At 72.2% G+C, this 20,325-nt stretch carries 21 protein-coding genes; 20 read left to right on the top strand and 1 reads right to left on the bottom strand.

Features of this window, described 5'->3' with window-relative positions; genetic code table 11:
* The first annotated feature begins 71 nt into the window (after window positions 1-71).
* The 14 genes from IA22_RS0123595 (at window position 72) to IA22_RS0123660 (ending at window position 15,483) form a co-directional block, all read left to right on the top strand.
* The gene (locus IA22_RS0123595) at window positions 72-1,742 is read left to right on the top strand and encodes a CTP synthase (RefSeq protein ID WP_014157053.1); all 1,671 of its coding nucleotides are present in this window, start codon (window positions 72-74) and stop codon (window positions 1,740-1,742) included.
* A 77-nt stretch (window positions 1,743-1,819) separates the two neighbouring features.
* Entirely contained in the window at window positions 1,820-2,446 is a 627-nt protein-coding gene (locus tag IA22_RS0123600; RefSeq protein WP_014157054.1) for an NUDIX domain-containing protein, read from the top strand.
* A 217-nt stretch (window positions 2,447-2,663) separates the two neighbouring features.
* Window positions 2,664-4,736 carry a tetratricopeptide repeat protein gene (locus IA22_RS0123605; protein WP_030124759.1) on the top strand — a complete coding sequence of 691 codons (2,073 nt, stop codon included), beginning with the start codon at window positions 2,664-2,666 and terminating at the stop codon, window positions 4,734-4,736.
* Window positions 4,737-4,880: 144 nt separating this feature from the next.
* Entirely contained in the window at window positions 4,881-5,996 is a 1,116-nt protein-coding gene (gene ald, locus IA22_RS0123610) for an alanine dehydrogenase (RefSeq protein ID WP_015576630.1), read from the top strand.
* A 358-nt stretch (window positions 5,997-6,354) separates the two neighbouring features.
* On the top strand, window positions 6,355-7,473 hold the full coding sequence (locus IA22_RS0123615) for a ParA family protein (protein WP_014157057.1): 1,119 nt from the start codon (window positions 6,355-6,357) through the stop codon (window positions 7,471-7,473).
* On the top strand, window positions 7,458-8,063 hold the full coding sequence (locus IA22_RS0123620; protein WP_081889887.1) for a hypothetical protein: 606 nt from the start codon (window positions 7,458-7,460) through the stop codon (window positions 8,061-8,063). Before IA22_RS0123615 ends, IA22_RS0123620 begins: the two co-directional genes overlap by 16 nt.
* A gap of 102 nt (window positions 8,064-8,165) precedes the next feature.
* On the top strand, window positions 8,166-9,269 hold the full coding sequence (locus tag IA22_RS0123625; RefSeq protein ID WP_030124761.1) for a segregation and condensation protein A: 1,104 nt from the start codon (window positions 8,166-8,168) through the stop codon (window positions 9,267-9,269).
* Window positions 9,266-9,916 carry an SMC-Scp complex subunit ScpB gene (scpB, locus tag IA22_RS0123630; RefSeq protein ID WP_014157060.1) on the top strand — a complete coding sequence of 217 codons (651 nt, stop codon included), beginning with the start codon at window positions 9,266-9,268 and terminating at the stop codon, window positions 9,914-9,916. Before IA22_RS0123625 ends, scpB begins: the two co-directional genes overlap by 4 nt.
* Complete coding sequence (locus IA22_RS0123635; protein WP_030124762.1) at window positions 9,916-11,070, top strand: pseudouridine synthase; 1,155 nt, start codon at window positions 9,916-9,918, stop codon at window positions 11,068-11,070. The genes scpB and IA22_RS0123635 overlap by 1 nt, the downstream gene beginning before the upstream one ends.
* Before the next feature lie 129 nt (window positions 11,071-11,199).
* The gene (gene pnuC, locus IA22_RS0123640; protein ID WP_030124763.1) at window positions 11,200-11,853 is read left to right on the top strand and encodes a nicotinamide riboside transporter PnuC; all 654 of its coding nucleotides are present in this window, start codon (window positions 11,200-11,202) and stop codon (window positions 11,851-11,853) included.
* Window positions 11,850-12,929 carry an AAA family ATPase gene (locus IA22_RS0123645; protein WP_014157063.1) on the top strand — a complete coding sequence of 360 codons (1,080 nt, stop codon included), beginning with the start codon at window positions 11,850-11,852 and terminating at the stop codon, window positions 12,927-12,929. The genes pnuC and IA22_RS0123645 overlap by 4 nt, the downstream gene beginning before the upstream one ends.
* Window positions 12,926-13,669 (top strand): NUDIX hydrolase, encoded by a 744-nt coding sequence (locus tag IA22_RS0123650; protein ID WP_014157064.1) that lies wholly within the window; start codon window positions 12,926-12,928, stop codon window positions 13,667-13,669. The genes IA22_RS0123645 and IA22_RS0123650 overlap by 4 nt, the downstream gene beginning before the upstream one ends.
* Complete coding sequence (locus IA22_RS0123655; RefSeq protein WP_015576626.1) at window positions 13,666-14,688, top strand: ADP-ribosylglycohydrolase family protein; 1,023 nt, start codon at window positions 13,666-13,668, stop codon at window positions 14,686-14,688. The genes IA22_RS0123650 and IA22_RS0123655 overlap by 4 nt, the downstream gene beginning before the upstream one ends.
* 3 nt (window positions 14,689-14,691) lie before the next feature.
* Entirely contained in the window at window positions 14,692-15,483 is a 792-nt protein-coding gene (locus IA22_RS0123660) for a nucleotidyltransferase domain-containing protein (RefSeq protein ID WP_030124764.1), read from the top strand.
* Here IA22_RS0123660 and IA22_RS0123665 read toward each other — a convergent pair.
* Entirely contained in the window at window positions 15,450-16,178 is a 729-nt protein-coding gene (locus IA22_RS0123665) for a nucleotidyltransferase domain-containing protein (protein ID WP_030124765.1), read from the bottom strand. The genes IA22_RS0123660 and IA22_RS0123665 overlap by 34 nt on opposite strands.
* 178 nt (window positions 16,179-16,356) lie before the next feature.
* Between IA22_RS0123665 and IA22_RS0123670 the strand changes: the two genes are divergently transcribed.
* The 6 genes from IA22_RS0123670 to IA22_RS0123695 all read left to right on the top strand — a co-directional run bounded on the left by IA22_RS0123670 (window position 16,357) and on the right by IA22_RS0123695 (window position 20,316).
* Entirely contained in the window at window positions 16,357-16,719 is a 363-nt protein-coding gene (locus IA22_RS0123670; RefSeq protein ID WP_014157068.1) for a DUF1304 domain-containing protein, read from the top strand.
* Between the two features lie 4 nt (window positions 16,720-16,723).
* Window positions 16,724-17,353, top strand: a complete 630-nt coding sequence (locus IA22_RS0123675) for a TetR/AcrR family transcriptional regulator (RefSeq protein WP_030124766.1) — start codon at window positions 16,724-16,726, stop codon at window positions 17,351-17,353.
* 35 nt (window positions 17,354-17,388) lie between these two features.
* The gene (gene aroH, locus IA22_RS0123680) at window positions 17,389-17,751 is read left to right on the top strand and encodes a chorismate mutase (RefSeq protein WP_014157070.1); all 363 of its coding nucleotides are present in this window, start codon (window positions 17,389-17,391) and stop codon (window positions 17,749-17,751) included.
* On the top strand, window positions 17,748-18,833 hold the full coding sequence (locus tag IA22_RS0123685; protein ID WP_014157071.1) for a prephenate dehydrogenase: 1,086 nt from the start codon (window positions 17,748-17,750) through the stop codon (window positions 18,831-18,833). Before aroH ends, IA22_RS0123685 begins: the two co-directional genes overlap by 4 nt.
* 110 nt (window positions 18,834-18,943) lie before the next feature.
* Window positions 18,944-19,660 (top strand): (d)CMP kinase, encoded by a 717-nt coding sequence (cmk, locus tag IA22_RS0123690; protein ID WP_030124767.1) that lies wholly within the window; start codon window positions 18,944-18,946, stop codon window positions 19,658-19,660.
* Window positions 19,657-20,316 carry a lysophospholipid acyltransferase family protein gene (locus IA22_RS0123695; protein WP_014157073.1) on the top strand — a complete coding sequence of 220 codons (660 nt, stop codon included), beginning with the start codon at window positions 19,657-19,659 and terminating at the stop codon, window positions 20,314-20,316. The genes cmk and IA22_RS0123695 overlap by 4 nt, the downstream gene beginning before the upstream one ends.
* The last annotated feature ends 9 nt before the right edge of the window (window positions 20,317-20,325 follow it).

A 20,325-nucleotide genomic window follows, 5' to 3' on the forward strand; every position in this document is an offset into this window, starting at 1 on the left:
ACCTCCGGAAATCTCCGTGAGGCACGCCGGAACGCACCTCACGATCGCGACCACGGGAGCCCCCTTTGGCTATGCAGCCCACATCCACGACGACCAAGCACATCTTCGTCACCGGGGGTGTCGCCTCCTCCCTCGGCAAGGGTCTGACTGCCTCCAGCCTGGGTGCCCTGCTCAAGGCACGTGGCCTCCGGGTCACCATGCAGAAGCTCGACCCCTATCTCAACGTCGACCCCGGCACGATGAACCCCTTCCAGCACGGTGAGGTGTTCGTCACCAACGACGGCGCCGAGACCGACCTGGACATCGGCCACTACGAGCGCTTCCTCGACGTCGACCTCGACGGCTCGGCCAACGTCACCACCGGCCAGGTCTACAACACGGTCATCGCCAAGGAGCGCCGCGGCGAGTACCTCGGCGACACCGTGCAGGTCATCCCGCACATCACCAACGAGATCAAGCACCGCATCCGCCGCATGGCGACCGACGACGTCGACGTCGTCATCACCGAGGTCGGCGGCACGGTCGGCGACATCGAGTCCCTCCCCTTCCTGGAGACGGTCCGCCAGGTCCGCCACGAGGTCGGCCGCGACAACGTCTTCGTCGTGCACATCTCGCTGCTGCCCTACATCGGCCCGTCCGGCGAGCTGAAGACCAAGCCCACCCAGCACTCCGTCGCCGCCCTGCGCAACATCGGCATCCAGCCGGACGCCATCGTGCTGCGTGCCGACCGTGACGTCCCGACCGCCATCAAGCGCAAGATCTCGCTGATGTGCGACGTCGACGAGACCGCCGTGGTGGCCTGCAAGGACGCCCGGTCGATCTACGACATCCCCAAGGTGCTGCACACCGAGGGCCTGGACGCCTACGTCGTGCGCAAGCTGGACCTGCCGTTCCGCGACGTCGACTGGACGACCTGGGACGACCTGCTGGACCGGGTCCACAACCCCGACCACGAGGTCACCGTCGCCCTGGTCGGCAAGTACATCGACCTTCCCGACGCCTACCTCTCGGTCACCGAGGCCATCCGGGCGGGCGGCTTCGCCAACAAGGCGCGCGTCAAGGTCAAGTGGGTCGCCTCCGACGACTGCAAGACCCCGGCCGGCGCCCAGAAGCAGCTCGGTGACGTCGACGCCATCTGCATCCCCGGCGGCTTCGGTGAGCGCGGTGTGGTCGGCAAGGTCGGCGCCATCCAGTACGCGCGTGAGAACAAGGTGCCGCTGCTCGGCCTCTGCCTCGGCCTCCAGTGCATCGTGATCGAGGCCGCGCGGAACCTCGCCGGGATCGCCGACGCCAACTCCACCGAGTTCGACGCCGCCACGGCCCACCCCGTCATCTCGACGATGGAGGAGCAGCTCGCGTACGTCGAGGGCGCGGGCGACCTGGGCGGCACCATGCGGCTCGGCATGTACCCGGCGAAGCTCGCCGAGGGCTCCCTGGTCCGCGAGGCCTACGCGGGCGAGCCGTACGTCGAGGAGCGCCACCGCCACCGCTACGAGGTCAACAACGGCTACCGCGCGGAGCTCGAGAAGAAGGCCGGACTCGTCTTCTCCGGCACCTCCCCGGACAACAAGCTCGTCGAGTACGTCGAGTACCCGCGTGAGGTCCACCCCTACCTGGTGGCCACCCAGGCGCACCCGGAGCTGCGCTCCCGCCCGACCCGCCCCCACCCGCTCTTCGCCGGCCTGGTGAAGGCGGCCGTGGAGCGCAAGGTCGCGGCGCACGGATCGGGCGCCGACGCGTAAGGCGATACGGTTGACCGGGGTACGGATCCTTCACGGGATGCGTGCCCCGGTTTCTGTTTGTTCGTGGGAGGACGTACATGGGTTTCCAGGACACACCCGAGGAGTGGCAGGTCACCGCGACGGTGACGCCCTTCACCGGTAACAAGACCAGCGTCCGCACCGACGACGTCGTGATGCCCGACGGAAGCGTCCACAGCCGTGACTACCAGGTCCACCCCGGTTCGGTGGCCGTGCTCGCGCTCGACTCGGACAACCGCGTCCTCGTCCTGCGGCAGTACCGGCACCCGGTCCGCCACAAGCTCTGGGAGATCCCGGCGGGGCTGCTCGACATCCCCGGCGAGAACCCGCTGCACGCCGCCCAGCGGGAGCTGTACGAGGAGGCCCACGTCAAGGCCGAGGACTGGAGGGTGCTCGCCGACGTCTACACGACTCCCGGCGGCTGCGACGAAGCCGTACGCGTCTTCCTCGCGCGGGACCTCTCCGAGGCCGAGGGCGAGCGCTTCGAGGTCTCCGAGGAGGAGGCCGACATGGAGCAGGCGCGGGTGCCGCTGGAGGAGCTCGTGCGGGGGGTCGTCGCCGGGGATCTGCACAACAACTGTCTGGTCGTGGGCGTCCTGTCGCTGACCGCGGTGCTCGCGGGTGACGGGGTGGAGTCGCTCCGCCCGGCCGACGCGCCCTGGCCGGCCCGGCCGTTCGAGGCCTGAGGCCGAACTCTCCGTCCTCCGTCCTGTCTGCGGCCCGGCTCCTGTCGGGCCGCAGGCCGTTCCGGGCCACAAGGGGCCGATCGTACGAAAAGCTGATCCGATCGAGGGATCCGTCCGCCGCGCTCGGCCATGATCGTCCGCATCACTGAACTACGCTCGAAAGGCCCCGTCCGGACTTCCGGCGGGCAACCGCGTGCAGTGAAGTGGAGCGTGGCCCGTGACGGATCAGGCGGTGGACACCAACGGCCCGGCCGGAGTGGCGGGGACGGCGGGAGCCAAGGAGCCGCCGGATGTGACGCCACCTCACTTCTTCGGGCGCGAACGTGAGTTGAAGGCTCTCGAGGAGGACATCGAGGGTGCGGGACTGGACACCCTGGCCGGTCGTAAGGCCGCCCGCGCCCGGGTCCTGCTGATCGCCGGACGACCCGGATCCGGACGCACCGCGCTCGCCTCCGAACTGGCCCGCCGGCTCGCCGAACCCGGCGACCACCCCGACGGGGTCTTCCGGGTCGCGCTCACCGAGCCCGGCGGCGAGCGGGTACCCGCGGAACGCACCGCACGCACGCTCCTGGAGCTGCTCTCCGTCGCGGCCCCGCCCGGAGCCGGCGAGGACGAGCTGTCCGAGATGGTCCGCGAGGCGTTCTCCGCACGGCGTGCCCTGATCCTGCTCGACGACGCGGTGGACGCCGAACAGGTCGACCCGCTGTTGCCCGACAACCCGGACTGCCTGGTCGTCGCCACGTCGACCGGTCCGCTCACCGGGATCCCCGGCGTCCGGCCGTGCACCCTCGGCGGGCTGGACCCGGGTTCGGCCGTGCACCTGCTCGCGAGCACCATCGGCCAGGTCCGGATCACGGTCGACCCGCGGACGGCCGAGGCCCTGGCGGAGGAGTGCGGGGGACAGCCCGCGGCGCTGACCCTGGTCGCGGGCTGGCTCGCCGCACGCCCCGGAGCCTCGGTCGCCGACGTCCTCAAGCAGCTGCGCGACCAGCCCGACGACCCCGAACAGCCCTCCGGGGACCGGCCGCTGGCCCGCGCCTTCCGGCTGGTCCACGACTCGCTCCCGCCCGCCGCCGCCGGGATACTGCGCCTGCTCGCCCTCGCCCCCGCCGGGCTGGCCGACGCCCACACCGCCTCCGCGCTGGCCGGCTGCTCGGTCACGGTCGCCCGGACGACCCTCGACGACTTCGTCCGGTTCGGACTGCTCAGGACGAACGGCGCCGCGCTGCCGCAGTACGAGGTGCCCGGCTGCCTCGCCCCACTGGTCCGTTCGGCCCTGGAGGAGCGGGAGCGGCCCGCCGAGATCCAGCTGGCCAGGGCCAGGATGCTGGAGCGGACCGTACGACGGCTCCAGGCCTGCCGCGCGGTCACCGATCCCGAGGACTCCCCGGCCCGCCTCCGGCTCGCGGGCCTTCCGCGCTCGTTGCGCTTCCCCCACCCGGAGGCCGCCGCCGAGTGGCTGCGCATCCGTGAACCCGCCCTGCTGGCCGCCGCCCGGGCGGCGGTGCGCGACGGGGACCTGGACACCCTCGCCCGCCGGCTGGTGGCGGCGCTCGTCCGCGCGCTGGCCGTGCACCGGGGCACCGAGGAGGCCGCTCCCGTCCTGTACGGGCTGCACAGCCTGGTCCTCGACGTGGCGGAGCGCCGCGATCTGCCCCGGGAGAAGGCCGCCGCCCTGCTCAACCTCGCCGATCTGGACGCCCGGACCGGCCGGACGCGGGAGGCACTGGCCCGCTACCGGGCCGCGCTCGACGCCGGGCGTGCGGCGAAGGACCTCTACGCGACCGGCAGGGCGATGGAATCCGCGGGCGGCGCCTACGCGGAGCTCGGGGACTACAACCGGGCGTCCGACTGGTACGGCAGGGCGCTCGCGCAAAGGCTCACGCAGGGGGAGCGGGCCGACGCGGCACGGCTGTACGGGCGGCTCGGAGCCGTCCACACCTACGCCGGCCGCTACGGCGAGGCGCTGCGCGACTGGCGCGCGGCGGCGGCCGGCCACCGCAGGCTCGGGGACCGGTCCGCCCAGGCGCGGGCGCTCAGCGAGGCGGCCCGGGTTCAGGAGTACGCGGGCAGGCCGCAGGAGTCGCTCCACACCTGCCGGGAGGCGGTCGACCTGGCTCGCGGGGCGGGTGACGTGCGGCTTCAGGCCGCCCTGGAGCTCAGGCTGGCGGACACTCTGGACCGGCTGGGGGACCCGGCGGCCGCCCGGCTGCACCGGGCGACGGCGGACAGACTGCTCGGCGAGGAGGGGTCGGCCTACGAAATCCGTAGTGCTTCGAGTGAAACTTAATGCTTTGTAAGGCTAGACAGTGAGAACTCCTTCATTAATGATGGCTCTGCCGCACATCACCGCGGTGTCTCCCCCTATGCTTGGTTCATGCGGGTACATCCCGTTATGCCCGAGCGACTCTCCGAGCCAAGGACCGTGATCGACGTGAAGGTCGGCATCCCCCGCGAAGTCAAGAACAACGAGTTCCGGGTGGCGATCACCCCTGCCGGAGTGCATGAGCTCGTCCGTCACGGCCACCAGGTCCTCGTCGAGCGGCATGCGGGCGAGGGCTCCTCCATCCCGGACGCGGAGTACGTCGCCGCCGGCGCGCAGATCCTGCCCACCGCCGACGAGGTCTGGGCCGCCGCGGACCTGCTGCTCAAGGTCAAGGAGCCCGTCGCCGAGGAGTACCACCGCCTCCGCAAGGGCCAGACGCTCTTCACCTACCTCCACCTCGCCGCCTCCCGCGCGTGCACGGACGCCCTGCTCGAGTCGGGCACGACCGCCATCGCCTACGAGACCGTCGAGACCGCGACCCGCGCGCTGCCGCTGCTCGCCCCGATGTCCGAGGTCGCCGGCCGTCTCGCCCCGCAGGTCGGCGCGTACCACCTGATGCGCTCGGTCGGCGGGCGGGGTGTGCTCCCCGGCGGTGTCCCCGGCACCGGGTCGGCCAGGGCCGTCGTCATCGGCGGCGGGGTCTCCGGCTGGAACGCCACGCAGATCGCCGTCGGGCTCGGCTTCCACGTCACGCTGCTCGACAAGGACATCAACAAGCTGCGCGAGGCGGACAAGGTCTTCGGTACGAAGGTGCGCACGGTCGTCTCCAACGCCCTGGAGCTGGAGAAGGCCGTCGTCGAGGCCGACCTCGTCGTGGGCGCCGTGCTGATCCCGGGTGCGAAGGCACCGAAGCTGGTCACCAACGAGCTCGTCGCCCGGATGAAGCCCGGAAGTGTTCTTGTCGACATCGCGATCGACCAGGGAGGCTGCTTCGAGGACTCGCATCCGACGACGCACGCCGAGCCGACCTTCCCGGTCCACGACTCGGTCTTCTACTGCGTCGCGAACATGCCGGGTGCGGTGCCCAACACCTCCACCTACGCGCTCACCAACGCCACGCTGCCCTACATCCTGGAGCTCGCGAACCGGGGCTGGGTCGAGGCCCTGCGCCGCGACGCCGCGCTCGCCAAGGGTCTCAACACCCATGACGGCCAGGTGGTTTACCGCGAGGTCGCCGAGGCGCACGGTCTCGACCACGTCGAACTGAGCACGCTCCTCGGCTGAGTGGTCAACCCTCTCCGTCAACCTCATGCGTCCGGCCGGACCTTGCCCAGCAAGGTCCGGCCGGACGCATGAGAGGCTTCGGTCCAACTCGCCGGAGTCGTGACCCCGCACCCGATTTGCACCCCTGGGAAAGATGCGCTCGGAGTGCTCCACGCTCTTGACAGACCGGTGTTCGATTGCCGACACAACGGGCCGGGTCCGGTGGATTGTGTTGCTGCGAACCGGTGACACGCCATAGAGTCGCCAATCGTCGGCATGGTGCCACGCTGACCTATCGATAAGTGTCCTGGTCACATCCAAGGAGGTAAGACGACTTGTGAATGAGTCGACAATTACTCCCGGGGGTGGTCAACCAGGGATGCCTGCACGGGGTCTGAGCCCGATCGGGCTCGAAGCTGTCGGCTCCGTCGCGGTCCGCACCTTCGCCACCCAACAGCACATGACGACAGCCCCCCAGATGATGGACGGCCTACACGTGAACGCCATGGCCGGCAACGAAAGTGGCCGAGAGACCTCCCACTTCGCCGACTTCGCCGAGGTGCCCGAGGGGCACTTCTACGACCCCGATGCCGAATACGAGCCCGATCCGGAGTACGCGGCCACCCTCGCGCCCGACGCCGCTCGCCAGCGCCGCGAGCGGATCGGCCCGACGGGCCGGCCGCTGCCGTACTTCCCGATCCCCGGTCCGCTGACCGATCACGGCCCCGCCAAGATCATCGCGATGTGCAACCAGAAGGGCGGCGTCGGCAAGACGACGTCGACCATCAACCTGGGCGCCGCGCTCGCGGAGTACGGCCGGCGCGTCCTGCTCGTCGACTTCGACCCGCAGGGAGCCCTGTCCGTCGGCCTCGGGGTCAACCCGATGGAGCTCGACCTCACCGTCTACAACCTGCTCATGGAGCGGGGCATGGCGGCCGACGAGGTCCTGCTGAAGACGGCCGTGCCCAACATGGACCTGCTTCCCAGCAACATCGACCTCTCCGCCGCCGAGGTGCAGCTGGTGAGCGAGGTGGCCCGGGAGTCGACGCTGCAGCGCGCCCTCAAGCCGCTGCTGGCCGACTACGACTACATCGTGATCGACTGTCAGCCCTCGCTCGGCCTGCTCACCGTGAACGCCCTGACGGCGGCTCACAAGGTGATAGTCCCGCTCGAGTGCGAGTTCTTCGCGCTGCGTGGTGTGGCGCTGCTCACCGAGACGATCGAGAAGGTCCAGGAGAGGCTCAACCCCGAGCTGGAGCTGGACGGCATCCTCGCCACCATGTACGACTCCCGCACGGTCCACAGCCGTGAGGTGCTCGCGCGCGTCGTCGAGGCCTTCGACGACCACGTCTACCACACCGTCATCGGCCGCACCGTGCGTTTTCCGGAGACCACGGTCGCCGGTGAACCCATCACCACGTACGCGTCGAACTCGGTCGGTGCCGCCGCCTATCGCCAGCTCGCCAGGGAGGTGCTCGCCCGGTGTCACGCCGAGTGAGTCTGCCGGGGGCCGACGAGCTGTTCCGTACCACCGGGGGCGTGGGCCTGCAGGCCTCGTCCCCAGCCGAGCGGCGACGCAAGGCGAACGGCGAGGCGCGGATCCCCGCGCCGGCCGGAGCGAGTGATCCGGCGCCGGACGCCGGAGGCCAGGGCGGAGCGGCGACCGGCGGTGACGCCCCCGCCGAGGCGTCCCAGGAGGAGCACTCGGCGGCCGACGCCGACGGCGGAGGCTCGCGCAACCGCGGCGACGGGGACGACCGCGCCGCAGCCGCCCAGCCCCGCACCCGTGGCGCGGCCCCGCAGGAGCCGGCTCCCACCGTCCAGCCGCAGCGCGGACGCGGGGGCGGGGGCGGGCGCGGAGCGAACCGCCGACCCAGCGGCCGGGAGCGTCACGACGAGAAGATCACCGTGTACGTGTCGGCCGAGGAACTGATGGACCTCGAGCACGCGCGCCTCGTGCTGCGCGGTGAGCACGGACTGGCCGTCGACCGCGGGCGCATCGTCCGGGAGGCGGTCGCCGTCGTACTGGCCGACCTGGAGTCGCGCGGCGACGCGAGCATCCTCGTACGGAGGCTGCGGGGCCGCTGAGCGGTGCCGCGCCGGTAGCCTGCCGGGGGAGGGCCGCCGTAGGGGCGGCCCCGCCCCCGGGGCCCGCCGCCCGCCCTCCGCCGCATCCTTGGACCCCCGCACATGCCGACTGCCGACGACACGCCCCGCCCGACCCGCCGTGCCCTCGGCCGCGGACCGGGGATACGGCCCGCGCCGGCTCCTCCGGGTCCGTCGGCTCTCCCGGCGCCTGTCGCGGCCCCTGCGGTCCCCGCGGCTCCGTCCGGGCCCCCGGAGGCCTCCACGGCCGTGCCGGCCGCCGCCGAGCCCGTCGAGGGCCCTCCCGCGGCCGCACCCCGGTCCACGGAGGCGGCGGAACCCGGTGGGGCCTCCTCCGAGGGGACGGCCGCCGCGGTGGAGGCCGGGGGAGGGGCCGTCGACGACCGGCGGTTCACCGTGCGGCTCGTCAACTTCGAGGGGCCCTTCGACCTCCTCCTCCAGCTGATCTCCAAGCACAAGCTCGATGTGACCGAGGTCGCGCTGTCGAAGGTCACCGACGAGTTCATGGCGCACATCCGGGCCATGGGACCGGACTGGGACCTCGACCAGACCACCGAGTTCCTCGTCGTCGCCGCGACCCTGCTGGACCTGAAGGCCGCCCGGCTCCTGCCCACGGCCGAGGTGGAGGACGAGGCGGACCTCGCTCTCCTGGAGGCGCGGGACCTGCTCTTCGCGCGGCTGCTGCAGTACCGCGCGTACAAGCGGATCGCGGACATCTTCGGCGACCGGCTGGAGTCCGAGTCCCGGCGCCACCCCCGCACCGTCGGGCTCGAACCCCAGCACGCCGAGCTGCTGCCCGAGGTCGTGATCAGCATCGGACCGGAGGGTTTCGCGCGGCTCGCCGTGAAGGCGATGCAGCCGAGGCCCGAGCCGCAGGTGTACGTCGACCACATCCACGCCCCGCTGGTCAGTGTGCGGGAGCAGGCGGAGATCGTGGTGGCCCGGCTGCGGGCGGAGGGAGAGATCAGTTTCCGGGAGCTGACCGAGGACGCCGGGGACACCCTCACGGTCGTCGCCCGCTTCCTGGCACTCCTGGAGCTCTACCGGGAGAAGGCCGTCGCGCTCGACCAGGAGGAGGCGCTCGGCGACCTCCTGGTGCGCTGGTCGGGGGCCGAGGACGCGGAACCGGTGGTCACGGACGAGTTCGACCAAGAGGCGCGCGAGCCGGAGGAGGACGTACGGACATGAAGACGGACGACGACGGACACGGGAGCCCGGTCGCCGGGCTCGACCTCAGGCCCGCCCTGGAGGCGGTCCTCATGGTCGTCGACGAGCCCGCGACCGAGGAGCACCTCGCCAAGGTCCTCCAGCGGCCGCGCAGGGCCGTCGCGGACGCCCTGCGGGAGCTGGCCGACGAGTACACCGTGCAGCGCCGTGGCTTCGACCTCAGACTCGTCGCCGGCGGCTGGCGCTTCTACACGCGTCCCGAGTACGCGGAGGCGGTCGAGGGCTTCGTCCTGGACGGCCAGCACGCCCGGCTCACGCAGGCGGCGCTGGAGACACTCGCCGTGGTCGCGTACCGCCAGCCGGTGAGCCGGTCGAGGGTCTCGGCGGTACGCGGAGTGAACTGCGACGGCGTGATGCGGACCCTGCTCCAGAGGGGTCTCGTCGAGGAGGCGGGCGCGGAACCCGAAACAGGTGCGATCCTGTACAGGACGACGAACTACTTTCTGGAGCGCATGGGCCTGCGAGGCCTGGACGAGCTCCCGGAGCTCGCGCCCTTCCTCCCGGAGGCGGACGCGATCGAGGCTGAGACGCTAGAGGGTGTGCCGTCGTTCGATCCGGACGCACCGGACACCCCGGATACTCACGCAGACGACAAGACGGATTTTTGATGCGAAGCAGTGGCAGGAACAGCGGAAGCGGCAGCGGCGGCAACAGCGGCGGCGGCAGGAGCGGCGGCCCGGGCAGCAGGAACAACAGCGGCACCGGCCGGAACAGCAACCCGAACCCCCGGGTCTCCGGCTCCGGGCGGGACGACAAGCAGGAGCAGCGCCCCCGCCGCCCCCGTCCCGAGGAGCGCCGTTACGACGTGGGCTCCGACAAGCCGGGCGGCGACGGAGGCCCCCGCAAGGGCCGCGGCGCGGCGGCCCGCGGCGGCGCCAAGGGCGGCCCCAAGCCCGCGCAGAACGTGAGCAAGGGCGGCCGCCGCCAGGGCGCGCCCGCCCGGCCCCGGGAGCTCGACGCCAAGATCGAGCAGCGCAACCGCGACCGGTACGCCGACAAGCCCGAGATCCGGACGCCGAAGACGCACCCGGGCGCCGAGCAGGAGGGCGAGCGTCTGCAGAAGATCCTGGCCCGGGCCGGCATGGGCTCGCGCCGGGCGTGCGAGGAGCTGATCGAGCAGGCCAGGGTCGAGGTGAACGGCGAGATCGTCCTGGAACAGGGCATGCGCGTCGACCCGCAGAAGGACGAGATCAAGGTCGACGGGCTGACCGTCGCCACCCAGTCGTACCTCTTCTTCGCGCTGAACAAGCCGGCCGGCGTCGTCTCCACCATGGGTGACCCGGACGGCCGTCAGAACCTCGGTGACTACGTGAACAACCGCGAGACGCGGCTGTTCCACGTCGGCCGTCTCGACACCGAGACCGAGGGCATCATCCTGCTCACCAACCACGGAGAGCTGGCCCACCGGCTGACGCACCCCAAGTACGGGGTGAAGAAGACCTACCTGGCCGCCATCCAGGGCCCGCTCCCGCGCGACCTCGGCAAGCGGCTCAAGGACGGCATCCAGCTGGAGGACGGGTACGCCCGCGCCGACCACTTCCGGGTCGTCGAGAACACCGGCAAGAACTACCTGGTCGAGGTCACCCTCCACGAGGGCCGCAAGCACATCGTCCGCCGGATGCTCGCCGAGGCGGGCTTCCCGGTCGAGCGGCTCGTGCGGACGTCCTTCGGGCCGATCCCGCTGGGCGACCAGAAGTCGGGCTGGCTGCGCCGCCTGACCAACACCGAGGTGGGCATGCTGATGCGCGAGGTCGGCCTCTAGCACCCCTGCCACCCCGAACGGCCCGCGGCCGGTTCCTCGTTCAGTTTTTCGAACGGGAACCGGCCGCGGGCCTTTCGCGCGCCCCGGTTCTTCTTTATAGTCAGAGTGACCATTAAGAAGGAGAACGGCGTGACGCTCGCGGACATACTCGACCCCCTGCAGCAACCCCTGGTGACCGTTCTGGACACCCCGGTCAGCTGGACCGAGGTGCTGGGATTCGGCAGCGGTGCGCTGTGCGTCTGGCTCGTGGCCCGCCAGCACCTCGCCAACTGGCCCATCGGCATCGCCAACAACCTCTTCTTCGTCCTGCTGTTCACCCAGTCCGGTCTGTACGCCGACGCCGGTCTGCAGATCGTCTTCATCGCCCTCGCCGCGTACGGCTGGTGGACCTGGACCCACGGGGGTGGACCAGGTACCGCGGTCCTGCCGGTGCGGAGAACGACCCGCACCGAATGGACCTGGCTGCTCGCGGCGGGGGCGGCGGGGACCCTCGGCCTGACCCTGCTGCTGTCCCGGGCCACGGACTCGACCGTGCCGTTCTGGGACGCCCTGACCACCTCCCTGTCGCTCATGGCGACGTACGGGCAGTGCCGCAAGCGCGTCGAGTCCTGGTGGCTGTGGATCGCCGCCGACCTGGTCTACATCCCGCTGTACGCCTACAAGGAGCTCTACCTGACGTCCCTGCTGTACGTCGGCTTCCTCACGCTCTGCGTCCTCGGGCTGCGCGGCTGGAGCAGGGACCTCGCGTCCGCCCGGCGCGCGGACGCGGAGGTGCCGGCATGAAGCGCCACGGACACGGCCTGGTACTCGGCAAGTTCTACCCGCCGCACGCCGGCCACCACCACCTCGTCCGCACCGCACGGGACCGGTGCGAGACACTCACGGTCCTGGTCTGCGCCGCCTCCGTCGAATCCGTCCCGCTCGCCGACCGGGTGGCCTGGATGAGGGAGGCCCACCCCGACGTCCGGGTGGTGGGCGCGGTCGACGACATCCCCATGGACCTCCACGACGCCGCCGTCTGGGACGCCCACATGGAGGTGTTCACCACGGCGGTCCCCGAACGGGTCGACGCCGTCTTCACCTCGGAGTCGTACGGTGAGGAACTGGCCCGCCGCTTCGGTGCGCAGTCCGTCCTCGTCGACCCCGGCCGCACCCTCTTCCCCGTGTCCGGCACCGCCGTCCGCGCCGACCCCGCGGGCTGCTGGGACTACCTGGAGCCCCCCGTGCGGGCCGCCCTCGCCCGCCGCGTGGTCGTCCTCGGCGCCGAGTCGACCGGCACCACCACCCTGGCCAGGGCGCTGACCGAGCACTACCGCCGGCGCGGCGGCGTCTGGGCGCGGACCCTGTGCGTCGACGAGTACGGACGGGAGTTCAGCGAGCGGAAGCTGGCGGACCTGCGGAGCCGGTGGCCCGGCGCGCAGTGGGAGGACGTCTCCTTCACCACCGACGACTTCCCCCTCATCGCCGAGACCCAGAACGCCAGGGAGGAGGCCGCCGCCCGGGCCGGCTCCCCGCTGCTCCTGTGCGACACCGACTCCTTCGCCACCACCGTCTGGCACGAGCGCTACATCGGCGGGCGCAACCCGCTCGTCGAGAGGACCGCCGACCGGCTCACCCACCACCTGTGGCTGCTCACCGACCACGAGGGCGTCGCCTTCGAGGACGACGGCCTGCGCGACGGCGAGGAGCTGCGGCCCTGGATGACGGACCGCTTCCGCGCCGAACTCACCCGCACGGGACGCCGGTTCGTCGAGATCACCGGCTCGCACCGCGAGCGCCTCGACGCGGCGGTCGCCGCCGTGGACGCGCTCCTCGCCACCGGGTGGCACTTCACCGCACCCCTGCCGGAGAAACGATGAGCACCGCACCCGAGGGATACGACCCCCACGCCTTCGTCCCCTTCGCCGTCACCGTCGACCTCGCCGTCTTCACGGTCCGCGACGCCCGGCTCCACGTCCTGCTCGTGGAGCGGGGGCAGGCGCCCTTCAAGGGCCACTGGGCCCTGCCCGGCGGCTTCGTCCTCCCCCGGGAGTCCGCCGAGGACGCGGCCCGCCGCGAACTCGCCGAGGAGACCGGCCTCACCCAGAAGTCCGTGTGCGCCTTCCACCTGGAACAGCTCCGCACCTACACCGACCCGGACCGCGACCCCAGGATGCGGGTCGTCTCCGTCGCGTACGCCGCGCTCGTGCCGGACCTCCCCGAACCCCGGGGCGGCGGGGACGCGGTCCACGCGCGGTGGTGGGAGGCGGACGGCACCGGGCCGCTCGCCTTCGACCACGACCGCATCCTGGCCGACGCGCACGACCGGATCGGCGCCAGGCTCGAGTACTCCTGCCTGGCCACCGCGTTCTGCCCCGCCGAGTTCACCCTCGGGGAGCTCCAGCAGGTCTACGAGACCGTCTGGGGCGTGGAGCTGGACCGGCCCAACTTCCGGCGCAAGGTCCTCACCACTCCCGGCTTCGTGCAGGCCGTGGACGGACCGCCGCGCCGCACCGGCGGACGGGGAAAACCCGCCGCGCTCTACCGGGCGGGTGCAGCCACCGCCCTCCATCCACCACTGCTGCGCCCGGAAGGACGCCCCGAAGGACGGACATCATGATCCCGACACGGATTCTCACCAAACAGGCCGCCACCGGCGCGCTGACCGGGCTCGCGCTCGGCGACGCGCTCGGTTTTCCCACCGAGTTCAACAACGTGCCGTCGATCCTCGCGAAATGCGGGCCCTGGCGGCAGATGCCCCTGCCGAAGCCCGCGTTCGTCACCGACGACACCCAGATGACCCTCGCGCTGGGCCGCGGGATCCGCACCGCCATGGACCGGGGGCTGCTCACCCCGACGCGCCTGGTGGGGCCGGTCCGCCAGGAGTTCGTCGACTGGTGCCACTCGCCGGACAACAACCGCGCGCCCGGCCGCACCTGCATGACCGCCTGCCGCCTGCTCGACAGCGACCGTCCCTGGCAGGAAGCCAGCCAGACCGGCTCCAAGGGCTGCGGAGCGAACATGCGGGTCGCCCCCGTCGGCCTCGTGCCCGGCCTCAGCGAGGAACAGCGTGCCGGAGCCGCCCAGCTCCAGGCCGCGCTGACCCACGGCCACCCCACCGCGCTGGCCGCCTCCGACCTGCTGGCCCGCGCCGTGTTCCTGCTGGCCCAGGGAGCGGAACCGATGGGCCTGGTCGGCCAGTTGCGCAGCTACGCCTACGAGCACGGCAGCCGCTACCCGGAGCGCTGGCTCGGCGACCTCTGGCGGTACGCGGGCGACCCCTCGCCCGAGGCGTACATCCGGCGCGGCTGGGACGAGTGCCTCACCGCCCTCGCCCGGGTCCAGGACGCCCTGCGCGCCCCGTCACCCGAGACCGATCCCTGCGAGGCGACCGGCGACGGCTGGATCGCCGAGGAGGCCCTCGCGACGGCCCTGCACTGCTTCCTGCTCTTCCCCGAGGAACCCGTCACCGCCCTGCGCCGGGCCGCCTGCACCCGGGGCGACTCCGACTCCCTCGCCTGCCTGACCGGGGCCCTGGCGGGAGCGCACCTGGGGGCGGGCGCCTGGCCCAAGGAGTGGTCGGAACGCATCGAGTACCGCAGCGACCTGCTGTCGCTCGCCGCCCTCTGGGACGCTTGATCTATGCACATGGACACGACGCTCCTGCGAGGGGCCGGCCTGCCGGACATCGATCCGGCGCGGATACTCGGCGGGGAGCCCAGCCCGCTCCTGTTCGCCACGGTCTCGGGCGCCCACCTGTACGGCTTCCCCTCGCGGGACTCGGACGTGGACCTGCGGGGGGTCCACGTCCTGCCCGCAGAGGACCTGGTCGGCCTCCGCCCGCCGGAGGAGACACGGTCCCGGATGTGGGACCACGACGGGACCGAGATGGACCTCGTCACCCACGACCTCCGCAAGTTCGTCCGCCTCATGCTGAAACCCAACGGCTACGTGCTGGAGCAGCTGCTCTCCCCGCTGGTGGTGCACACCACGCCGCTGCACGCCGAACTCGCCGCACTGGCACCGTCGGTGACGACCCGCAACCACGCCCACCACTACCGGGGCTTCGCGGGTACGCAGTGGAGGCTGTTCGAGCGGACCGGCGAGCTGAAGCCGCTCCTCTACACCTTCCGCGCGCTGCTCACCGGCATTCGTCTCATGCGCACCGGCACGCTGGTGGCGCATCTGCCGACCCTGCTGGACGACGTGGCCGCGCCGGCCTACCTGCCCTCCCTGATCGACGCGAAGACGGAGGCGGAACACGGGGCGGCGCACCTCGCGGACGGGGCGGCCGTCGCCCGTGACGTCCAGGCGCTCCACGCGGCGCTGGACGAGGCGCAGGCCGCCTCACGGCTCGCCGAGACGCCCTCGGGCTTCGACGCCCTGCACGATCTGGTGGTTCACGCGCGGCTGGGGGTGCCCGCCGTTCCCTGAAGGCCGTCCGCCGCCGACGCCCGCCGGGCCCGGACCAGGAAGTCCTCGACGCGCTCCCGGTCCGGCTCCTGCGGCAGCGGGGAGCGGTCGGCGGCCTCGTCGTTCTCCTCGGCCAGGCGCGTCATCCGGCGTTCCACCTCGCTCCACGGGACCTCGCCCCGCTTCACCGCCAGCAGACCCTCGCGGGCGTCCCCGACGTCGATCCGCAGCTCGCCCGTCCGCAGCAGGTCCCGGCAGGACGACAGCAGCCGCAGCAGGTGCATGGCGTGCTTCCAGCGCGGAGCACCGTGCACGCGGACATCGGCCTCCAGCTTCCGCCGCTGCCCCAGGGCGTAGCGCACGAACGTCTCGTGGGCCCTGCGGGACAGGAAGGCCGAGCGCAGCGCGACCAGTTCCCGGCCCGTGGCGTCGATCCGTTCGACGAGCGGTGAGTGCAGGCACTCCAGCACGTTGGGGTTCGCCCGCAGGGCCAGCTCGCAGAAGCGCTCCAGCTCCCAGGAGAACTGCTCCTCCGCCGGCCCCTCCACATGGGACGGCGGCTTCGTGAAACCCCAGAACAGCTGTGTGGGCGCGAGGAACACCCCGCGCCGGTCCGTGTCGCTGCCGGCCGTGGCCAGGCCGAAGGCGCGGGAGCCCATCACGCAGGAGTAGACGGTGTGCTCCCGCACGAGCCGCGCGCCGTCAGGAGTGATCATGCGCGGCAGCGTAACGCGCCCAGCCCGAGCCGGGTGCCGGAGCCTCGACGGTGATCCGCCCGGCGGGCAGCCGCATCGTCGCCGGGCCGCTCTCCCGAGGACGGAACAACCGGGCGGGTGGCCGCGGGGAGACTTCCTGTACAGTCGTCCAGAAAGTATCGCAGCAGGAGGCCATGCCATGCAGACCGCCGCCCACGCGCTGGTCGCGCTCGTCGCGCTGATCCACGTCTACTTCCTGGTCCTGGAGATGTTCCTGTGGGACACTCCGCGTGGCCGCAAGGCGTTCGGCACCACCGAGGAGTTCTCCGAGCGGAGCGCCACGCTCGCCGCCAACCAGGGGCTCTACAACGGCTTCATGGCCGCCGGGCTGGTCTGGGGCCTGATCGCCGGCGACCCCGTCGGGTACCAGGCACAGATCTTCTTCCTGAGCTGCCTGGTGGTCGCGGGCGTCTACGGGGCGGCCACCGTCAGCCGCAAGATCCTGTACGTCCAGGCGGCGCCCGCCGCGCTCGCCCTGGCCTTCGTGCTGGCGGCGGGCTGAGCCCGTGACGCCCCCGGTGACGGACGGCAGCCGTGACCCGAGAACCGCGCGCACCCGCGCCCGGCTGAGGGCCGCGCTGCTGGAGGCGTGCGGGACGCGGCCTCCGGACCGGGTCGCCGTGGCCGAGGTGGTGCGCCTCGCGGGCGTGGGACGGGCCACCTTCTACCTGCACTACGACGATCTGCACGCCCTCGCCCTGGACGCCTGCGCGGAGGTCGTGCGGGAGGCGGTCGAGGCCCTGCACGCCTGGGACCGAACGCCGCCCGGCCCCGAGGCCCCGCCGGCGGAGCTCGTCACCCTGCTCCGTGAGGTCCGGTCCGGGGCCGCCGTGTACCGGAGCCTGCTGGGGCCCGGCGGCGGGCCCCTCGGCGAGCTGCTGCACCGGGAACTCCGCAGCCGGAGCCTCGACGAGCTCCGCCGCCGACGGCCCGCCGGAAGCGGCCACGACCTGACCGCGAGCGCCGTGGCCGGACTGTTCACCGGCGTGCTCACCGACTGGGTGCACGACCGGACCGACGCCTCGCCCGAGCGGCTCGCCGGACAGGTCTGGCGCATGCTCCTCGCCGTGCACGCCGCCTCCGCGTCTCACGGACAGAGCACGGTGACCGGGGGCGCCGCCGCACCTCTAGGCTGAAAGGGCACGCAGCACGAGGCGACAAGGGGAACGACGTGGCGGTACGAGCAGTCCGTGGAGCCGTCCAGCTCGAGCGGGACGAGGCCGGACACATGGACGAGCGGGTGAGCGAGCTGCTCACCGCGGTCCTGGAGCGCAACCAGCTCGTCGCCGACGACCTGATCAGTGTCTGGTTCACCGCCACCCCCGACCTGCACAGCGATTTCCCGGCGGCCGCCGCCCGGGGCCTCGGCATCGTCGACGTACCGCTGATCTGCGCCCAGGAGCTCGACATCGCGGGGGCCATGCCCCGGGTGGTCCGGATAATGGCCCACGTCGAGACGTATCTCTCCAAGGCGGAGATCAGCCACGTCTACCTCGGCGCCACCGGCGCCCTCCGCAAGGACATCGCCCAGTGAGAACAGCCCTCGTCATCGGCACCGGCCTGGTGGGCACCTCCGCCGCCCTCGCCCTCGCGGGGCGCGGTGTCCAGGTGCACCTCGTCGACCGCGATCCGTCCTCGGCGCACACCGCCGCCGCGCTCGGCGCGGGTACGGACGAGGCGCCCGAGGGGACCGTCGACCTCGCGGTCGTCGCCGTGCCGCCCGCCCACACCGCCTCGGTGCTCGCCACGGCCATGCGCGACGGGGTCGCCCGGGCCTACCTCGACGTCGCCAGCGTCAAGGGCGGCCCGCGCCGTGAGCTGGAGTCGCTCGGCGTCGACCTCACGCCGTACATCGGCACGCACCCCATGGCCGGCAAGGAGCGCTCGGGCCCGCTCGCGGCCACCGCCGACCTCTTCGAGGGCCGCCCCTGGGTCCTCACACCGACCCGGGAGACCGACACCGAGGTCCTCAACCTCGCCCTGGAACTGGTCGCGCTCTGCCGCGCCGTCCCGGTCGTCATGGACGCCGACGCCCACGACCGGGCCGTCGCCCTGGTCTCCCACACCCCGCAGCTGATCTCCTCGATGGTCGCCGCCCGGCTGGAGGAGGCCGACGAGACCGCCGTACGTCTGTGCGGCCAGGGCATCAGGGACGTCACCCGCATCGCGGCGTCCGACCCCCGGATGTGGGTGGAGATCCTCTCCGCCAACCCCGGCCCGGTCGCCGACGTGCTCGCCGGCGTCGCCGCCGACCTGGACGAGACGGTACGGGCGCTGCGCGGCCTGCAGTCCGCCGACGAGGACAAGCGCCGCACGGGCACCGAGGGCATCGAGGACGTCCTGCGGCGGGGCAACGCGGGCCGCGTCAGGGTCCCCGGCAAGCACGGCGCGGCGCCGGCGTCGTACGAGGTCGTCGCCGTGCTCATCAGCGACCGCCCCGGCGAGCTCGCGGCGATCTTCGCCGACGCGGGGCGGGCGGGCGTCAACATCGAGGACGTACGCATCGAGCACGCCACCGGTCAGCAGGCCGGACTCGTCCAGCTGATGGTCGAGCCCAGCGCCGCTGCCGGACTGAGCGCCGCCCTCGCCGAGCGCGGCTGGTCGATCCGCCCGTGACGGGCCCGGGGACGGCCCGGAGGCAGGGGTACAAAGCCGCTTCGCGCACTCGGTAACCTTGGGGGAGGCCGTCCCGTGGCCCGCTCCGCCCGTCCCCGTGTACCAGGAAGGTGTCCACCACCGTGGAAACCGTAAGCGCCGCCGCCCGGACCGCCCCGGCCGCAGTGATCGTCGCCATCGACGGCCCCTCCGGCACCGGCAAGTCGAGCACCTCCAAGGCCGTCGCCGCGCAGCTCGGCCTGAGCTACCTGGACACCGGCGCGCAGTACCGGGCCATCACGTGGTGGATGCTGAACAACGGCATCGACGTGACGGACGCGGCGGAGATCGCCACGGCCGCCGCCAAGCCGGTCATCGTCTCCGGCACGGACCCGTCCGCCCCGACGATCACCGTCGACGGCGAGGACGCCTCCGGTCCGATCCGCACCCAGGAGGTCACCTCCAAGGTCAGCGCCGTCAGCGCCGTGCCCGAGGTGCGCGCCCTGATCACGGAGCTGCAGCGCACCATCGCCACGGAGGCCGGGCGCGGCATCGTCGTCGAGGGCCGGGACATCGGCACGACCGTGCTGCCCGACGCCGACATCAAGATCTTCCTGACCGCCTCCCCGGAGGCGCGCGCCGCCCGCCGCAGCGGCGAGGTCAAGGGATCCGACCTCGCCGCCACCCGGGAGGCGCTGATCAAGCGGGACGCGGCCGACTCCGGGCGCAAGACCTCGCCGCTGGCCAAGGCCGCGGACGCCGTCGAGGTGGACACCACCGACCTGACGCTCGCGCAGGTCGTCGAGTGCGTCGTCACCCTCGTCGGGGAGAAGCAGGCCGCGAAGTGACCGCAGCCACCGCCGCGCCGACGCTGCGCGGAGCGGCCGTCGGGCGCGGTATCGGCATCGGGCTCATGTACGGGCTGTTCAGGCCCCGTGTGCTCGGTGCGTGGCGCGTCCCCACCACGGGACCCGTCATACTCGCGGTGAACCACGCGCACAACCTCGACGGACCGATGCTGATGGGCACCGCGCCCCGGCCCGTCCACTTCCTGATCAAGAAGGAGGCGTTCGTCGGCCCCCTCGACCCGTTCCTGCGCGGAATCGGGCAGCTGAAGGTGGACCGTACGACCGTCGACCGCAACGCCATCACGCAGGCACTCGGCGTGCTGGACGACGGCGGGGTCCTCGGCATCTTCCCCGAGGGCACCAGGGGCGAGGGCGACTTCGCCTCCCTGCGCGCGGGGCTGGCGTACTTCGCGGTGCGCGGCGGGGCGCCGATCGTCCCCGTGGCGGTCCTGGGAAGCACCGAGCGCCGTGGACGGTTGATATCGGCACTGCCTCCGCTGCGCAGCCGGGTCGACGTCGTCTTCGGCGACGCCTTCCAGGCCGGTGACGGCAGCGGGCGGCGGACCAGGAAAGCGCTGGACGAGGCGACGCTGCGCATCCAGGGTGAGCTGACCGCCCACCTGGGGAACGCCAGGCGTCTCACCGGACGCCTGTGACACTTGAGT

This window comes from Kitasatospora papulosa (genome assembly GCF_000717245.1).
Taxonomy (GTDB): domain Bacteria; phylum Actinomycetota; class Actinomycetes; order Streptomycetales; family Streptomycetaceae; genus Streptomyces; species Streptomyces papulosus.